We start from the raw sequence: 15,727 nt of genomic DNA on the forward strand, positions 1-15,727 counted from the left end.
TAAATATGACATGTGAGGAGTATTGCACCGTCGGATACCGTTCCACCACGGTGCAGGCCGTGTGCCGGCTGGCGAAGGTGTCCACCCGTTCGTTCTACGAGCTGTACGCCGATCACCAGAAACTGCTTGAAAGCCTCTACATTGACCTCAACAGCGAGGTGCTCGACGCGATCGCCGACGGGAACGATGAGCTGGCACCGGATGTGTTCACTGCCGTCAGGACGCTCGTTGGGGCCGCGCTGGGGCCGATGCTGCACGATGAACGGAAGGCGCGCGTCATGGAGATCGAGGTGGTCGGCGTATCCGAGGCGCTGGAACGTGAACGCAGGCTCACTTTTCGCCGACTGGCGACCGCTGTTGACGGCGCTTTCGACCTTTTCGCCGCCGCCGGCCATTCGATGGCCGCCCCTTGTTCCCGTCGCGCGGCTGTGCGCATCATGGAGGCATGGACGCAGCTGGTCCGCAGTCAAACATGGCCTCATTGCGGAAGGCCCTCGCACTGCTGGACGTGATCGCCGCCGCACCCGAAGGCCTGGCCGCCCGTGAAATTTCGGACACGCTCCGGCTGCCGATGGCCACCACCTACCGGTTGCTCGCAGTCCTCGTCGACGCCGACTACGTCATCCACCTGCCCGAGCAGAGCCGCTTTGCCCTCGGCTACGAGCTGCACCACCTCGGGGCCTCGCTGCACCGGCAGGTCGACCCGCCCATCAGCGTCACCCGGCTGATCACTCGCCTGCACATCGAGGCGGACGCGGCAGCCTACTTTGCCGTCCACAGGGGCGAGGACATCGTGCTGGCCCACGTGGTGGACTCCAAGGAACGCCCGCGGATTGCAACCATGGGGTTTGGGTTCAGCGGCGCCGGGCACGCCACGGCCTTCGGCAAGATCATGTTGGCTGGCATGTCGCGGCCGGAACTGGACCACTACCTGGCCAGGCACGGGATGGCAGCGATGACCACGGCCACCATTTGCGATGCGGACGTTCTTGACCGGCAGCTGGCAGACGTGCGGGCCCGGGGGATGGCCGTGGAGCAGGAGGAATTCAGCCCCGGGGTCTGCTGCCTGGCGGTGCCCATCCCCGATGCCGCAGGCCAGGCCATCGGCTCCGTGGCCGTTTCGGTGGACGCGCCGGAGTTCAGCGCCCGCCGGCCCGCTCTGGACCGCGTGCTGCGCAGCATCGGCCACGAGGTGGGCCATGCCCTGAAGGCACAGGCCCGGACCGAGCGCGTGGCCAAGCCAACCGGCCAAGGGCACCACGACGGCCGCGCCTCCCAGGAACGCGGCGAGCCTCGGTAGCCGCAGCCCTACTGCTCAAACGTACCGCGCAGCACGGCCCTGCCCAGGGTGTGCGTGAACAGGTTGAAGCCGAGCAATGCCGGCGTCGCGCCGTCGGGCAGGCCGAGGGATTCGACGTCGACGGCGTGCACCACGATGAAGTAGGTGTGCACCCCGTGACCGGCCGGCGGCGCGGCGCCCAGGTAGGCGCGCATGCCGCCGTCGTTGGCCAGCTGCACGGCACCCGCCGGCAGCTTCGCGCCGCCGTCGGCCCCGGCGCCGGAATCCAGCGAGGTCACCGAGGCGGGGATGTCCGCCACCGCCCAGTGCCAGAACCCGGAGCCGGTGGGGGCGCTGGGGTCCAAGACGGTTACCGAGTAGCTGCGGGTGCCCTCCGGGGCGCCGGACCAGGCGAGTTGAGGCGAGACGTCCTGCCCGCCCGCGCCAAACACGCCGCTGCGCTGGGGCGCGGCGAACTCGGCCCCGTCGGCCACGTCGGTTGAGGCGAGCGTGAAGGACGGCACCTCCGGCAGCTCGTCGTAGGGGTTGCGGTCAGTCATGACGGCTCTTTTCCGTCCGCCCGCTAGATGGCGCGGGTGGACATCTGGTTGATGATGTACTCGGCCTGCCGGATGGCCAGGGCCACGATGGTCAGGGTTGGGTTTGCGGCGGCCCCGGTGGTGAACGCCGAGCCGTCGGAGATGAACAGGTTCTTCACGTCGTGCGCCTGCCCGAACTTGTTGCACACCCCGTCCTCGGCCCGTTCGCTCATCCGGGCGGTGCCAAGGTTGTGTGTCGAGGGATAGGGCGGGGTCCGTACAGTGCCCACCCCACCGGCCGCCTCATAGACCAACTCGGACTGCCGGTAGGCGTGGGCCCGCATCGCCTCGTCGTTGGGGTGGTCGTCGACGTGCACATTGGGCACCGGGAGTCCGAGCTTGTCGGCCACCGTGGTGTTCAGGGTGACCCGGTTGCCCTCCTGCGGCATGTCCTCCCCGACGATCCACAGCCCCGCCGTGTTGAGGTAGGCGTCGAGCATCTGCGTGAAGTCAGGGCCCCACGCCCCCGGGTCAATGAAGCTGGCCAGGAAAGCGGGGCCGAGCGCGATGGTCTGCAGGTAGTAGCCGCCCGCGAAGCCGCGCGTGGCATCGAACCGTGATTCGTCGGCGATGAGCCCGGCCATGGTCTCGCCCCGGTACATGTGCACCGGCTTCTCGAACCGGGCGTAAACAGACCCGGTGGTGTGCCTCATGTAGTTCCTGCCCACCTGCCCGGAGGAGTTCGCCAGCCCGTCCGGGAACAGCGGCGAGCTGGAGAGCAGCAGCAGCCGCGGGGTCTCAATCGAGTTGCCGGCCACTGCCACGGTGCGGGCCAGCTGCCGGTGCAGCAGGCCGTCCCCATCGGCATAGACGACGCCGTCCACCACACCCGCCGGGGTGTGCGTGAGCTGGATGGCCTGGCTGTCCGGTCGCAGGTCCAGCAGGCCCGTCCTGACGGCCTTGGGCAGCTCGGCCACCAGGGTGGACCACTTGGAGCCGTTCCTGTCGCCCTGGAAGTTGAAGCCGTCCTGGACGGAACCGGGCCGCCCGTCATAGGGCTCGGCATTGGTCCCGTAAGGGCCCGTCGCGTAGTGCCGGTAGCCCAGCAGCCGTGCGCCGTTGGCCAGCACTGTGTAGTTGTTGTTGGCCGGCAGCGGCGGCCGGCCGTGCCGGTGCGTGCTGCCGATCTTCTGCTCGGCCCTGTCGTAGTAGGGGGCCATGTCCTCGAGCGTGATGGGCCAGTCGAGCAGGTTCGCCCCGTCGATGCGCCCGTACGTGCTGCGCGCCTTGAATTCGTGGGCCTTGAACCGCGGCGTGGCACCGGCCCAATGCGTGGTGGTGCCGCCGACCGCCTTGACGAGCCACGTGGGCAGGTTCGGGAAGTCCTTGGCTATCCGCCATGATCCGGAGGTGGTGCGCGGGTCGAGCCAGGCCATCTGGTTGAACGCCGGCCATTCGTCGTTGATGTAGTCGGAATTGCGCAGCAGGGGGCCGGCCTCAAGCACCACCACCTTGGCGCCCTGCCGGGTCAGTTCGGCGGCGAGGGTGCCACCGCCGGCGCCGGAGCCGACGACGACCACCACTGAGTCGTCGTCCAGCTCGAAGTGCGCCGACTCGTAGCTGCCGGCGTCGAATGCCTGCTGGGTTTCGTTGCTCATTGCACTGCTCCTGGCTGTTGGGTCCGGCCATCGGCGGCGACCCCTGATTGCGGGCCTGGGCCGGCGGCTGCGGCCGCGCTGCTGCCACCTGAAATTGCCGCGGGAGTCCCGGGCGCCGTCGTGCCCGACTCCGTGCGCACCTGGTACGGCAGGGGCCCGGTCTCGACCAGCGGCTCACCGGCCTCCTCGATCCGGGCCTTTGGCAACCAGTCGAGGTCGTCGAAGCCGCGGTGCAGGTATCCGCCTTGGGAGAACGATTCCCCTTCGTAGCCAAGCACCTGGAGCACCACGGGGTCGGCATAGAGGTTGAGCACCGTGGTGCGCCGGATGAATCCGAAGAACTCCAGGTCCTGGACACTGCGCAGCACCGCCAGTGCCCGGTCCTGGGGCAGCTCGAGGAAGTGTTCGCCGTCGGCCAGCTTCGCGTCAAGGGTCAGCAGCCCCTGGGTGAGCACCACCCGGAACCAGGTGGAGGACTCGGCCTCGGCCACGATCTTGTCGCGCATCCGCTGGTAGGCGCCGTCGGGGAAGTTCCGGTGCGGGAAGGCGACCCGGATGATCCGCTCCAGGATTGCCTTCGCCCCGTCGCTGAGCGTGGTCTCGTTCAGGCTTGGATATTTGGCTGGGAACGCCATGTCATGCCTTCCTTAGTGTGTTTGCAACGAGCTGCCGGATGCCTGGGGGACGAGGATGCCGCGCCCCACGAGCGTGCCGGCGTCAAGGTCATGCATGGCCTGGACGGCGTCGGCGAGGTCGTACACGGTGGTGTGGAGGCTGACCAGCCCCCGGGCGGTGAGGTTCATGAGCTCCACGAGATCCGTGTAGGTTCCCACCAGGTTGCCGACCACGTTGATCTCGCGGGAAATGATCGACAGCGTCTCGAGCTCCACTTTGCCGCCGTAGCCGATGGTGTAGTAGCTGCCGCGGTTGCGCAGCGCGGCCAGGCCCTGCGCCTCGGTGCCGTGCTCGCCGACAAAGTCGAAGACGACGTGGGCGCCGCCGCCGGTGATGTCCATCAGCTCCGCGGCGGCGTTGGGATCCGAAACCACCGTGTGGTGGGCGCCCAGCTGCCTGGCCAGCTCAAGTGCGGCCTCGGAGGTGTCAACGACGGTGACCGTGGCGGCCGTGAGCGCCAGCAGGGACTGGACGCCGATGTGCCCGAGCCCGCCGCTGCCGATGACAACGGCGTGGGCGCCCGGGGGCAGGAGCGGGACCGCCTTGCGCACGGCGTGGTAGGCGGTGAGGCCGGCGTCGGCGAGCGCGGCGATGTCGGCCGGCAACATGCTTGGATCAAGCTTGACGACGGCGCGGGCGTTGGTCTTCATGAACTGGGCCATGCCGCCGTCGACGTTCAGGCCGGGGAAGACGGCGTTCTCGCAGTGCGAGTCCTGGCCGGAGCGGCAGGGCAGGCACAGCCCGCAGGTGACCAGCGGGTGCATGATGACGGTGTCGCCGGGGGACACGTTGCCGACGGCGGAGCCGACCTCCCGGACCCAGCCGGCGTTCTCGTGGCCGATGGTGTAGGGCAGGCTCGGGTGCTGGATGGCGTCCCACTGGCCCTGGACGATGTGCAGATCGGTCCGGCACAGGCCCGCGGCGCCGATCTCGACGATGATGTCCCACGGGCCGTCAATGCGGGGCTCGTCCACGTCGTCGAGGTGCGGGTCCTCGTGGTAACGGTGAACCCGGACGGCTTTCATGGCACGCTCCCTGTTGGAAATACCCAGCTTCCTTGAGACCTGTTCCCAGTCTGCCCTGCCCCGGGCCGGACTCCAATGCCCGCTCCCACACTGTGGGAATGGTGCCGGGTGACCCGCAGGGCGAAGTGGTCGATGGCACGCTCCTGCCTGACCCGCGGCGTGGTCCTGCCGGACGCCGACCGCGATCGACTTGATCTTCAGGCCCATCGTCAGGAACACCACGCCCTCGAGGAGGCGCTCGCCGTCGAGCGTTCCCAGGATGCGCTTGGAAACCGGTGTCAGCCGGGCAGCTTCCTTTCCACCAGTAGCGCTGGAAAGCGCGTTGGTGTGCCCGCGAACAATGCCCGGCTTGGCTGACGCGTCCCCAGCGCGCCGTCCCCGGACTCCGAGAACCATGGAACTCCACGTCAACTGCGGGGTTGTCGCGCGTTCCTAGGACTCACAGGGCCATGCACAAAAGCTGGAATGCGTCCTATGGTGGATTGATTGGGCCGGAATTGTTGAGCCACGCTAAGGGAGTAACGATGAGAATTGCAGTAACTGGTGGCAGCGGAAAGCTGGGGCGGCACGTCGTGCGCAGATTGACAGGCGACGGTCACCAGGTGCTGAACCTGGACCGTGCAGGGGAGCGGGGCCCGGGACTTGTCATCGTGGACCTGCGCAATTACGGACAGGTCCTGGACGTTTTTCTTGGCCTGGATGACAGGCACGGCGGACTTGACGCCGTCGTTCACCTTGGCGCCATACCCGCGCCCGGCCTTGTCCCCGATGCCGCCACCTTCGAGAACAACATGCTTTCCACCTACAACGTGTTTCAGGCGGCCCGGCGGGCCGGGATCAAGAAGGTGGTCTACGCTTCCAGTGAGACGGTGCTGGGACTGCCGTTCGACGTCGACCCTCCCTACCTCCCAGTCGATGAGGAATACCCCGCCCGGCCCGAAAGCACCTACTCTCTGGTCAAGCACCTGGAAGAGCAGATGGCCCGCGAGATGACGCGCTGGGATCCGGAGCTGTCCATCACGGCGCTGCGCTTTTCCAATGTCATGGACGCCGGGGACTACGCCGCCTTCCCGTCCTTTGACTCCGATGCGATGGCGCGCAAATGGAACCTGTGGGGGTACCTTGACGGCCGTGACGGCGCACAGGCGGTGGCCCGGGCACTTGAGCATGTCCAGACGGGGTTTGAGGCCTTCATCATTGCCAACGCGGACACCGTCATGCGCCGTTCCAGCGCCAGTCTCGCCGCCGAAGTGTTCCCCCAGGTGAAGGTGCGCAAGGAGCTTGGCGAACACGAGACCCTGCTTTCCATCGACAAGGCCCGGCGCCTGCTGGGCTACCAACCGGAACACAGTTGGCGGACAAGCCTGCCGGAGCCAACCATCCACATGAAGGATTAAGGAGCATCATGCAATATCGCACATTGGGCAACAGCGGCGCCGTGGTTTCCAACTACGCGCTGGGCACCATGACGTTTGGGGCGGAAGCCAGCCAGGCCACGTCCCATGCCATCCTTGACGGCTATGTCGCCGCCGGAGGCAACTTCATCGACACCGCCGACGTCTACAGCGCCGGTGCCTCGGAGGAGATCATTGGCCGGTGGCTGGCCGCACGGCCGGATGCGCGCGACCGGGTTGTCCTGGCCACCAAGGGCCGCTTTCCGACGGGGACGTCACCGAACGACGTCGGGACCTCCCGCCGCCATCTCACGCGCGCCTTGGACGACTCCTTGCGCCGGTTGGGGGTGGAACAGATCGACCTGTACCAAATGCATGCCTGGGATCCCATCACGCCCCTTGAGGAGACGCTGCGCTTCCTGCATGATTCAGTGCGCTGTGGCAAGATCGCCTACTACGGTTTTTCCAATTTCCTGGGTTGGCAGCTGACCAAGGCTGTTTACCTGGCCAGGCTGCAGGGCTGGAACTCGCCCGTCACCCTGCAGCCCCAGTACAGCCTGCTGGTCCGTGAGATCGAGTCGGAAATTGTTCCCGCGTCCCTGGATGCCGGGATCGGCCTGCTTCCATGGTCGCCGTTGGGCGGAGGCTGGCTGACGGGCAAATACAAGCGCGACGAACCGCCCACAGGTTCCACACGCCTGGGCGAGAATCCAGAGCGCGGCATGGAGGCTTGGCAGCAACGCAACGACAACCCCGGCACCTGGGACGTGATCGGGGCAGTGGAAAGTATCGCGGAAGCCCATGGGGTCAGCGCTTCCCAGGTGGCGCTGGCCTGGCTGGCGGACCGGCCGGGGGTGACTTCGGTCATTCTTGGCGCCCGCACCACCGACCAACTTGCCGACAACCTTGCTGCGGCGTTCCTGGAGCTCTCCGATGAGGAAATACAGCGGCTCACAGCAGTCAGCGAGCCCCATCTGGGCGTCTATCCCTATGGTCCCATGGCCCAAGAGCAACGCAGCCGAAAGATTGGAGGGGGCAGGTGACGAGGCGCCAAAGTTCCTCCTTGGCGTAGCCACCCCTGGCTCGGTAGGGGTGGCGAGTCGGTGGCCAATTGGGCGGCCGGCAAGGTTGTCACGGCCAGGCAGAAGCAGGGCAAACGCCGCTGCGACCAGCCTCGGTCAAAAAATAGTCCTGGCGGGAAAGCTCCAACGTTGCGCCGGTCATCGGGTCTGCGTTTCGCAGTTTGGCCCGGGAGCGGCCTCTGGAATTCACTGGCGGGATTAGGCGGACTTCGCTGCCTGCCCGGTGAGCTCCGGTGCAGGGTCTGCATCCGGGGCGGCATCGAATGAGGCAAACATCCCAAGGAGGCCCTTGGGGGCGTCGGGAGCAAACATCATTTCCAGGCTTTCGGCCGATTCGGCCGCGGCCCGCGTGGTTCTCGGAAAGAGTTCGGCCTCATAGGCGGCAAATGCACCCTCGGTGTTGCCGGCGTGCTCGATGATCTCGAGTGCAAGCTGCGCCCCGTCGAACATGGCGAGGTTTGCGCCTTCGCCAGCGAACGGCGACATCAAGTGTGCGGCGTCCCCGAGGAGCGTGACTCCCGGGGCACGGTCCCAGGAGTGCCCGACGGGAAGGGCGTGGATGCGTCGCGGAGTGAGCTGGGTGTCAGCATTGGCGATGAGACCGCGAAGGGTGTTGTCCCAGCCGTCGAGCAGGTCAAGCATCGCACCTTTCGCGGCTGGCGTTTCGGTGAAATCGATGGAGTCTGCCCAATCCGCTTCGGCGCGGTGGCCAAGATGGACATGGAGACTATTGCGCGAATTCGCAATGGCCGAGGATGCCGGTGTCGCCATCAATGGCGAAGAGCAGGCCCTGTCCCATGATGGAGGCTTCCTTTGGATGGTTTGAGTCCGCGTCGAACAAATCGACCTCAATGAAAGTGATCCCGGTATATGCCGGGTGCGCCCCGAAGAGCAAACGACGTACGCGCGACCAGGCGCCGTCGGAACTGATGAGCAGGTCCGTGCTGATGGTTTCCCCGTCTGTGAATTCGACCTCGTGCCGACCGGACCCGTCGCCCCGGACTGCAGCCACCCTGACGCGGTGCGCGACCCCGTGCCGGTTGAGAATCCGCATCGCCTCCCCGCCCGGATGGATTAGCGCGCGGAATGGCTCCCAAAGCCCGGCCGTGTGGACGGCTTCCTGCCCGGTGGCTTTGTGGATGTCCAGCATGCCACCTGGGGTACGGGCGTACACCTGAACGAATACTTGGGCCAGAGCCCGGTCCTGACCGGCCTGCAGATGGGCTTGGCCCTCCTCCAACTCCGGGAGTACGGACAGCTCCACTTGTGTGCTTACATCCGCCATGCAGACAGCTTTGGTGTTCCATTCGGCATATAGGTGGTGGAGGGCATTGTTCAACATTCCCGGTACGCCATGGTTGTACTCCGGAGTCACGATGATGAAGCCGTCAAACCCGCTGATGTGATCCGCCCAGGCAATGGTCTGCGGGGAAGTGTAGCGACCGGCCATGGCTGGAATGGGTTCCTCCAGATGGGGGAGCGGGTGATCCAGCAGGTCAATCAAATTCATAGTTCGCCATTCGCCCGCGGCCCCCTGAAGACCCCATTGGGCCACGGATGCGCCATTCCGGCCATTGCGGGTCGGCCCGGGACTGATTCCGATTCCACATGTGGTCACGGTGACGTTCCTTGCTGTTGGCTGCACCGCAATCCGGACACGGTACACGTTCGTAACGAACGGGTTCGTTTGTGTCGTTTTCCATGGGCGACGTCTCCCAGCATCTGCGCCTCCGGTGTCCTGCATGCGTGAGAATGAGGTGAGGCACCCACCGTCTGTTGTGGGCTGCCCGGTGACCTGAAGGGGGATGGCGCATGACGAATCCGGATCTTGGCCAATGGCTGCCAAGTGACGGCCGGTACCGCCGGTCGGAGGTGTCAGCAGTCGTGGGACGCGGTGACACGGTGTGGGAGCGCGCCACGGGGGATGTCCTCCGGTGGAAGGTGAAAACCTCGAGCGGATTCACCGTGAATTCAACGGCTCCGGTGGGCCAGCGCGTGGTGGTCACGGCGCGCCTGTTCGGCCTGGCAGTTGTGGAACCCGTGGAGGTCACCGCCGTCGTCAAGGATGCGGACCGGGTTGGTTTCGCGTACCGACCCTGCCGGGTCACCCCGTTTGCGGTGAGGAGGCATTTGTCGTCCAGCGTCGAGGCGACCAGGTGGTCCTTTCAATACGTTCGCTCACGCGCGCGGCACCACAGCAACCCTGGCGCATGCTTTACCCGCTTCTTCGCATTGCGCAGCTCATCGTACGCAGGCGATACCTTCGCGCACTGCGATAAGCGGCTGCGAGGCGCAACGGCCGCCGGGCGTGACCGGCCAAGGAGGTGTGCCAGACTCGTGACGTGAATGAAGATTTAGTGGGTGCCCTGCACCATGTCGAGCTGTGGGTGCCAAACCTTGAACGCGCCAAGGCCGAATGGGGTTGGATCCTGACCAGTCTGGGATATTCGACCTTCCAGACGTGGGCCCAGGGAATCAGTTGGCGGAAGGACGGGACCTACCTGGTCTTCGAGGAATCGCCGGCGCTGAGCAGCCGCGAACACCAACGCACCGCGCCGGGGTTGAACCATGTGGCATTCACTGCCGGAAGCGAACAAAGGGTTGATGCCCTGGTGGAGGAAGGCCGGCGCAACGGGTGGCAGCCGTTGTTTGCTGAAAAGTATCCCTACGCAGGTGGTCGCGGCCACTACGCTGGCTATCTCGTAAACTCTGACGGCTTCGAAATCGAACTTGTCGCCAACAAATGAGGCTGAAATCTGGCCGGTCCCGACCTGTGCGGAAAGCTGTCGACGCGACGCGGCTACTCAGCGGACGGACGTTGACGTTGCCGTTTCGTCGCCGACCGCTGTTGCTTTGCGTCCAGGCGGCGCCGGTCCGAGCCCCGCGTGGGCTTGGTCGGACGGCGGTGGGGCGCCTCGGGAGCAAGACCCTCGGTGATGAGTTCGGCGAGCTTGGCCAAGGCGATTTCGCGATTGCGGAGCTGGGATCGCCGCTCAGAGGCGGTCACCGTGATCACACCAGTGATGAGACGGCGTCCGAGACGGGTGGTCAACATCTTCCGCTGTCCATCGGAGAGCACGGCAGAGTCGGCAACGTTCCACAGAAGCTCGACGCGGCTGTCCGAGGTGTTCACGTGCTGGCCGCCTGCCCCGGACGAATGCGAGAATCTCCAGCCGAGTTCCGACGCGGGAATCGTGAGCGCGGGCGACACCTCCAGATCCATGCATTAAGTGTTGCACGATGCGCCAAACGGGAGCCGGGGCCCCGGCTCGGCGAGCTGCATCCCTGAGCCGGTGCCGTCGCCTGCACGACGGCGGCCGGCCCGAACCGAAGATGAAGGCCTTGGTCGAGGACCTGCTGTGGTGGGCCCGTGCGCTGTTGACCGCAGGGGATGCGGATGGGGTGCCTTCGCGGAATGTTTTTTTACGGGCCTCTTTTTACCGGGCCAGTGCTTTCGAAAGATAGGGAGCGGTGCGGCTTTCGCTGACTGCGGCCACGTGTTCGGGGGTGCCGGCGGCCATGATGCGGCCGCCGTTGGCTCCGCCGGAGGGTCCCAGGTCCAGGACCCAGTCGGCGGCGGCGGCGACGTCCATGTCGTGTTCTACCACCACCACGGTGTTTCCGGCTTCCACGAGGCGGTTGAGCTGGTGCAGCAATAGCCGCACGTCCGAGGGGTGGAGGCCGGTGGTTGGTTCGTCCAAAAGGTAAAGGGTGTGGCCGCGGCGGGCGCGCTGGAGTTCGGTGGCCAATTTGATGCGTTGGGCTTCCCCGCCGGAGAGTTCGGTCGCGGGCTGGCCCAGGCGGAGGTAGCCGAGCCCCACCTCGCGCAGGGTTGCCAGGCTGCGCGCGGCGGCCGGAATGTCGGCCAGGAACCCTGCTGCCGCGTCCACGGTCAGTGCCAGGACCTGGGCGATGTTTCTGCCGTGGTATTCCACCGCGAGGGTTTCGTCGTTGTATCGGGAGCCGTGGCAGACCGGGCAGGGGCCGTAGCTGCCGGGCAGGAACAACAGCTCCACTGCCACTGATCCTTCGCCCAGGCAGCTTTCACACCGTCCGCCGGCGACGTTGAAGGAGAACCGTCCTGCGCCGAATCCCCGGGCCCGGGCTCCGTCCGTTGCCGCGAATTCACGGCGGACGGAGTCAAACAACCCTGTGTAGGTGGCCAAATTGGAGCGCGGGGTGCGGCCGATGGGCCGCTGGTCGACTTGCACCAGCCGGTCCACGGGATCGAGCCCGGCCATTTTAGTGACAACCGGTCCGTCCTGCCCCTCATGGAGTTCCCCAGCCGCAGGCTCGCCATCCGCCGGCAGGGGAGCCGGGCCGGCCGTGTGCACCTGGGCCCCCGCCGCCCTGGCCACCACCTGCAGCAGGCTTGACTTGCCGGACCCGGAGACCCCGGTGACCGCGGTCAGGATCCCCAGCGGCACGTTGGCGTCAATGTTCGCCAGGTTGTGCAAGGTGATGCCTTCCATCCGCACCCAGCCCAGGGCGGGCCGACGGCGACGGGCCCCATCGGCAATTGCGGACGTGCCGGAAGCCAGCGGGGCGGACGGCGACGCCGTCCCGAGCAGGAAGGGACGGGTCACGGACTCCTCCACCTGCGCCAGGCCCGCCACCGGTCCGCTGTAGAGGATCCGTCCGCCGTTCTCCCCGGCCTGGGGGCCCACATCCACCAGCCAGTCCGCGCGGCGCACCACGTCCATGTTGTGCTCGACGACGAACACGGAGTTGCCCGAGGACTTCAGCTGCTCCAAGACCTCCAGCAGCGGTTCGGCGTCGGCCGGGTGCAGGCCCGCCGACGGCTCATCGAGCACGTAAATGACCCCGAAGAGTCCCGAGCGCAGCTGTGTGGCGATCCGCAGCCGCTGCATCTCCCCCGGGGAGAGGGTGGGGGTGGCTCGGCCCAGGCTCAGGTAGCCAAGGCCCAGGTCCAGCAGCACCGTCACGCGTTGGAGCAGGTCCTGGGAAATGGCTGCCGCGACAGCTTCGCTGCTTCCTTCGGCCCCGGGGCGGGCGGCTCCGAGGGCCTGCAGCACGGCCGCGAGGTCCGTCAGGGACAGTGCATTCATCGCCGCGATGTTCCGTCCCCCGACCGTCACGGCCAGGGCGTCGGGTTTTAGACCGCTGCCGCCGCAGCTGGGGCAGGGCCCGGAATGCATGAAGGCCAGTGCGCGTTCGCGCATCGGCAGGCTCTTGGAATCGGCCAGGGTGTGCAGGACGTGGCTGCGCGCGCTCCAGAACCTGCCCTTGTAGGGTTTTTCCACACGGTCCCGTTGCGGTGTGACTTCCACGACCGGCTGTTCCTCGGTGTAGAGGATCCAGTCCCGCTGCTTCCGTGGCAGCAGGTGCCAGGGCACATCGACGTCGTAACCAAGATGGGTCAGGATGTCCCGCAAGTTCTTGCCCTGCCAGGCGCCCGGCCATGCCGCGACCGCGCCGTCCCGGATGGTGAGCTGCGGATCCGGCACGAGCAACTGTTCACTGACAGTGTGGGCAATGCCCAGGCCGTGGCATACCGGACAGGCCCCGGTGACCGTGTTGGGCGAGAAGGAATCCGAATACAGGATGCCCGCACCCTGCGGGTAGTCGCCGGCACGGGAGAAGAGCATCCGCAGGGAGTTCGACAACGTCGTCACGGTGCCCACCGAGGACCGGGTGCTCGGCGTTCCCCGGCGCTGCTGCAAGGCAACAGCAGGCGGCAGGCCCGTGATCGCCTCCACCCGGGGGTTGTTGCCCTGCTGGATCAGCCGGCGCGCATACGGTGCCACCGACTCGAAATACCGGCGCTGGGCTTCGGCAAAGATCGTGCCAAAAGCCAGGGACGACTTCCCGCTGCCGGAGATCCCGGTAAAGGCAACAATCGCGTCACGGGGAACATCAACGTCAACGTTCCTGAGGTTGTTTTCACGGGCACCGCGAACCCGGACATAACCGTCGGACGGTTCACCAAAGGCGGGAAACTGGGGCATGGCGTCGTCAGGAGATAGCACTTTCACGACACTAGGCCATTAACGTTCTGCGTGGAAGTTTCTCATCCGCGCCCATGGTTCGTAGATGGGGCCAGTGGTCCTCCAATCACACGTGAACAGTTCGATGCACCGCAAGTCCGGCGTAGCCGCGTCATAAGCCACGCGTCACCACCGTGGGCCTGGACCATGCCTGAGCGCTCGGCGGCCACCACGGACTTAGATCGACTGGCGGTAGCCGAAGAACTCGTGGTCGTTGTTGTAGCCGCCCAGCCCGCCGCCGACGTCGTCGAAGTTCTCGACGAATTCGATGCCCTTGATCCACTTGACGAGTTTGAATCCGAGTTGGGTCTCGTTGCGCAGCCGAAGCGGTGCGCCGTGGCCGAACGAGAGCGTTTCGTCGTTCATGTCGTACGCCAGCATGGTCGGTTTGTAGCTCATCTGCTCAATGGGTTGGGCGTCGTTGTAGATTCCCCCGTCCGGGCCCGCAGCGAAGGAGTAGAAGATCACCCATTTGGCCTCCGGCCTGGGTTTGACGATGTCGAGGATCGTTTGCATGGAAATCCCGCCCCATTTTGCGACACCGGACCAGCCCTGAATGCAGAAGTGCTGGGTGATCTGCTCGTGATGTGGAAGGACCCGCAACTGCTCGATGCCCAACTCCGCCGGATTTTCGACGAGCCCGGTAATGCGCAGCTTGTAATCAACGAAATTGCCGGCCTCGAGCTGTTTGTACTCTTCCGTTTCAGGGTATTTTCCGTTGTGCCAGAAGTACGGGGAAATGTCCTTCTCGGTGTACTGGCCGGGCTTTGAATCGATGTGCTCGAAAAGGCGCTCGGCAGGGCCGATCAAGGCGAAGCCAACCTTCTGGACGACGCGTGGATGTCGGTAGGTGAAGGGCGTCGCTGCCACCCAACCGACGATCACGACCACCATGGAGGCGGCAAAGATCCAGAAACCCGTCCACGACTCGTTGTCCTGGGAGGCGTACATGTGGTTGAGGTTGCGCAGGGCTCCTGTGGTCAGCACCAGCGTCACGTGGATGACGATGAACAAGATGAACCAGCAGAGCACCAGGAAGTGCAGGGAGCGGGCCACCTGGATGCTGAAGACGGTGCTGATTGTCCGGAAGCGGGTGGACAGGGCCGGGGACGTCCCCAGCCCCGTGATGAGGGCGGCGGGTGCGGCGATGAACACGGTGATGAAATAGGCCAGTAGCTGCAGGCCGTTGTAGTTGACCCAGCCGGTTTCCAGCGGCCAATCCAGGGACAGGTACTGGATGGCGACCGAGATGGAGTTGGGGGAAGACATCCCAGTGCAACGGCACGAGCCTCATCCATTGGCCCGTGGACAAGATCAGGATGTAAAAGATGATGCCGTTGAGCAGCCACAGAGTGTCGATCCCCAGGTGCCACCACCGGGCCAGGCCGATGGAGTGGCGGCGGCCGGGCAGCCCGACGCCGTTGGGCAGCATGATCGAGTCCTGCTTGGCGGTGTAGAGCGGATCCGTCGGCACGGGCTTTTGGATCCGAAACCAGTCCTTGCCCGGTGTCGAATGCCTGGTCCAGTAGAGGCGGGGGTGGTCGGAGAGGATGGTCAGCCCTGAGCGGATGATGAAAATCATAAGGAACAGGTTCAGGAAGTGCTGCCAGCCCAGCCAGGCCGGAAACCCCACAGGTGCATTGCCAGGGAGCTTCGACGTGCCGGGGTAGCGGAGCATGAAATCCGCCACGGCAGGCAGCTCGCGGATGCCCTTGGCAACGGCAATGCCGACTATCAACAGCAACAAACCGATGGGGATCAGCCACAGCAGATTGAACCACTTGCTGTTGCCAATCCTGACCCGCGGAGCAACGCCATATTGGGCCGGAACGCCGCCGGCCCAGTCCTCATCCACCACCGTGTAGTGCCTGCTGTCAAGTTCCGCACGGAAACCCGCACGTCTTTCCCCCACTCCAGGGTCAGCTTCGGGATCAGTTCGGTCTTCAGGTGAAGTGTCCATGCTCCTGAGCGTGACCGCCTTCGTTCAGTCAAGGGCCGGAAATCGGAAGGCGGCTCAGATCCCGGAGTCGCCCAGTGCGGAGAGCACGTCTGCATTCAATCGCGAGA

At 65.6% G+C, this 15,727-nt stretch carries 14 protein-coding genes and 1 pseudogene; 6 read left to right on the forward strand and 9 right to left on the reverse strand.

From position 1 onward, the window contains the following. Nucleotides 1-5 precede the first annotated feature (5 nt). Both CVV68_RS09675 and CVV68_RS09680 read left to right on the forward strand, forming a co-directional pair. On the forward strand, nucleotides 6-512 hold the full coding sequence (locus CVV68_RS09675; RefSeq protein ID WP_170133139.1) for a TetR/AcrR family transcriptional regulator: 507 nt from the start codon (nucleotides 6-8) through the stop codon (nucleotides 510-512). Then, complete coding sequence (locus CVV68_RS09680; RefSeq protein WP_110500797.1) at nucleotides 446-1,300, forward strand: IclR family transcriptional regulator; 855 nt, start codon at nucleotides 446-448, stop codon at nucleotides 1,298-1,300. The genes CVV68_RS09675 and CVV68_RS09680 overlap by 67 nt, the downstream gene beginning before the upstream one ends. Nucleotides 1,301-1,308: 8 nt before the next feature. On the opposite strand, the gene CVV68_RS09685 is transcribed toward CVV68_RS09680, so the two are convergent. Genes CVV68_RS09685 through CVV68_RS09700 form a run of 4 tightly spaced genes read right to left on the reverse strand, consistent with a single transcriptional unit; the run spans nucleotide 1,309 to nucleotide 5,572 of the window. Next, nucleotides 1,309-1,839: a YbhB/YbcL family Raf kinase inhibitor-like protein gene (locus CVV68_RS09685; RefSeq protein WP_110500798.1), complete on the reverse strand. Its 531-nt coding sequence runs from the start codon at nucleotides 1,837-1,839 to the stop codon at nucleotides 1,309-1,311. A 23-nt stretch (nucleotides 1,840-1,862) separates the two neighbouring features. Next, nucleotides 1,863-3,476: a GMC family oxidoreductase gene (locus CVV68_RS09690; RefSeq protein WP_110500799.1), complete on the reverse strand. Its 1,614-nt coding sequence runs from the start codon at nucleotides 3,474-3,476 to the stop codon at nucleotides 1,863-1,865. Then, the gene (locus tag CVV68_RS09695; protein ID WP_211320775.1) at nucleotides 3,473-4,111 is read right to left on the reverse strand and encodes a gluconate 2-dehydrogenase subunit 3 family protein; all 639 of its coding nucleotides are present in this window, start codon (nucleotides 4,109-4,111) and stop codon (nucleotides 3,473-3,475) included. Before CVV68_RS09695 ends, CVV68_RS09690 begins: the two co-directional genes overlap by 4 nt. Before the next feature lie 12 nt (nucleotides 4,112-4,123). After that, a complete protein-coding gene (locus CVV68_RS09700) occupies nucleotides 4,124-5,572 on the reverse strand; it encodes an NAD(P)-dependent alcohol dehydrogenase (protein WP_245933444.1) in 1,449 nt (482 codons plus the stop codon). A 128-nt stretch (nucleotides 5,573-5,700) separates the two neighbouring features. On the opposite strand from CVV68_RS09700, the gene CVV68_RS09705 reads away from it, so the two are divergent. Together CVV68_RS09705 and CVV68_RS09710 are read left to right on the forward strand one after the other, a co-directional pair. Next, on the forward strand, nucleotides 5,701-6,573 hold the full coding sequence (locus CVV68_RS09705; protein ID WP_110500801.1) for an NAD-dependent epimerase/dehydratase family protein: 873 nt from the start codon (nucleotides 5,701-5,703) through the stop codon (nucleotides 6,571-6,573). An 8-nt stretch (nucleotides 6,574-6,581) separates the two neighbouring features. Further along, nucleotides 6,582-7,613, forward strand: a complete 1,032-nt coding sequence (locus tag CVV68_RS09710; RefSeq protein WP_110500802.1) for an aldo/keto reductase — start codon at nucleotides 6,582-6,584, stop codon at nucleotides 7,611-7,613. 237 nt (nucleotides 7,614-7,850) lie between these two features. Here the strand turns inward: CVV68_RS09710 and CVV68_RS23850 are convergent, their stop codons facing one another. Together CVV68_RS23850 and CVV68_RS23855 are read right to left on the reverse strand one after the other, a co-directional pair. Further along, nucleotides 7,851-8,294 (reverse strand): FAD-dependent oxidoreductase, encoded by a 444-nt coding sequence (locus tag CVV68_RS23850; RefSeq protein WP_211320776.1) that lies wholly within the window; start codon nucleotides 8,292-8,294, stop codon nucleotides 7,851-7,853. An 85-nt stretch (nucleotides 8,295-8,379) separates the two neighbouring features. Then, nucleotides 8,380-9,396, reverse strand: coding sequence for an NAD(P)H-dependent oxidoreductase (locus tag CVV68_RS23855; RefSeq protein WP_245933445.1), 1,017 nt, complete (start codon nucleotides 9,394-9,396; stop codon nucleotides 8,380-8,382). 68 nt (nucleotides 9,397-9,464) lie between these two features. Here CVV68_RS23855 and CVV68_RS23860 point away from each other — a divergent pair. Continuing rightward, nucleotides 9,465-9,931, forward strand: a pseudogene (locus CVV68_RS23860) (DUF1990 domain-containing protein). Between the two features lie 63 nt (nucleotides 9,932-9,994). Continuing rightward, nucleotides 9,995-10,399 (forward strand): VOC family protein, encoded by a 405-nt coding sequence (locus CVV68_RS09725; protein ID WP_170133140.1) that lies wholly within the window; start codon nucleotides 9,995-9,997, stop codon nucleotides 10,397-10,399. Nucleotides 10,400-10,452: 53 nt separating this feature from the next. Here the strand turns inward: CVV68_RS09725 and arfB are convergent, their stop codons facing one another. The 3 genes from arfB to CVV68_RS24205 form a co-directional block, all read right to left on the reverse strand. After that, nucleotides 10,453-10,875 carry an alternative ribosome rescue aminoacyl-tRNA hydrolase ArfB gene (gene arfB / locus CVV68_RS09730; protein ID WP_110500805.1) on the reverse strand — a complete coding sequence of 141 codons (423 nt, stop codon included), beginning with the start codon at nucleotides 10,873-10,875 and terminating at the stop codon, nucleotides 10,453-10,455. A 214-nt stretch (nucleotides 10,876-11,089) separates the two neighbouring features. After that, entirely contained in the window at nucleotides 11,090-13,621 is a 2,532-nt protein-coding gene (locus tag CVV68_RS09735; protein ID WP_110500806.1) for an excinuclease ABC subunit UvrA, read from the reverse strand. A gap of 216 nt (nucleotides 13,622-13,837) precedes the next feature. Beyond that, entirely contained in the window at nucleotides 13,838-14,929 is a 1,092-nt protein-coding gene (locus CVV68_RS24205) for a molybdopterin-dependent oxidoreductase (RefSeq protein WP_245933446.1), read from the reverse strand. Between the last annotated feature and the right edge of the window lie 798 nt (nucleotides 14,930-15,727).

The organism is Arthrobacter livingstonensis (assembly GCF_003219815.1).
Classification (GTDB): Bacteria; Actinomycetota; Actinomycetes; order Actinomycetales; family Micrococcaceae; genus Specibacter; species Specibacter livingstonensis.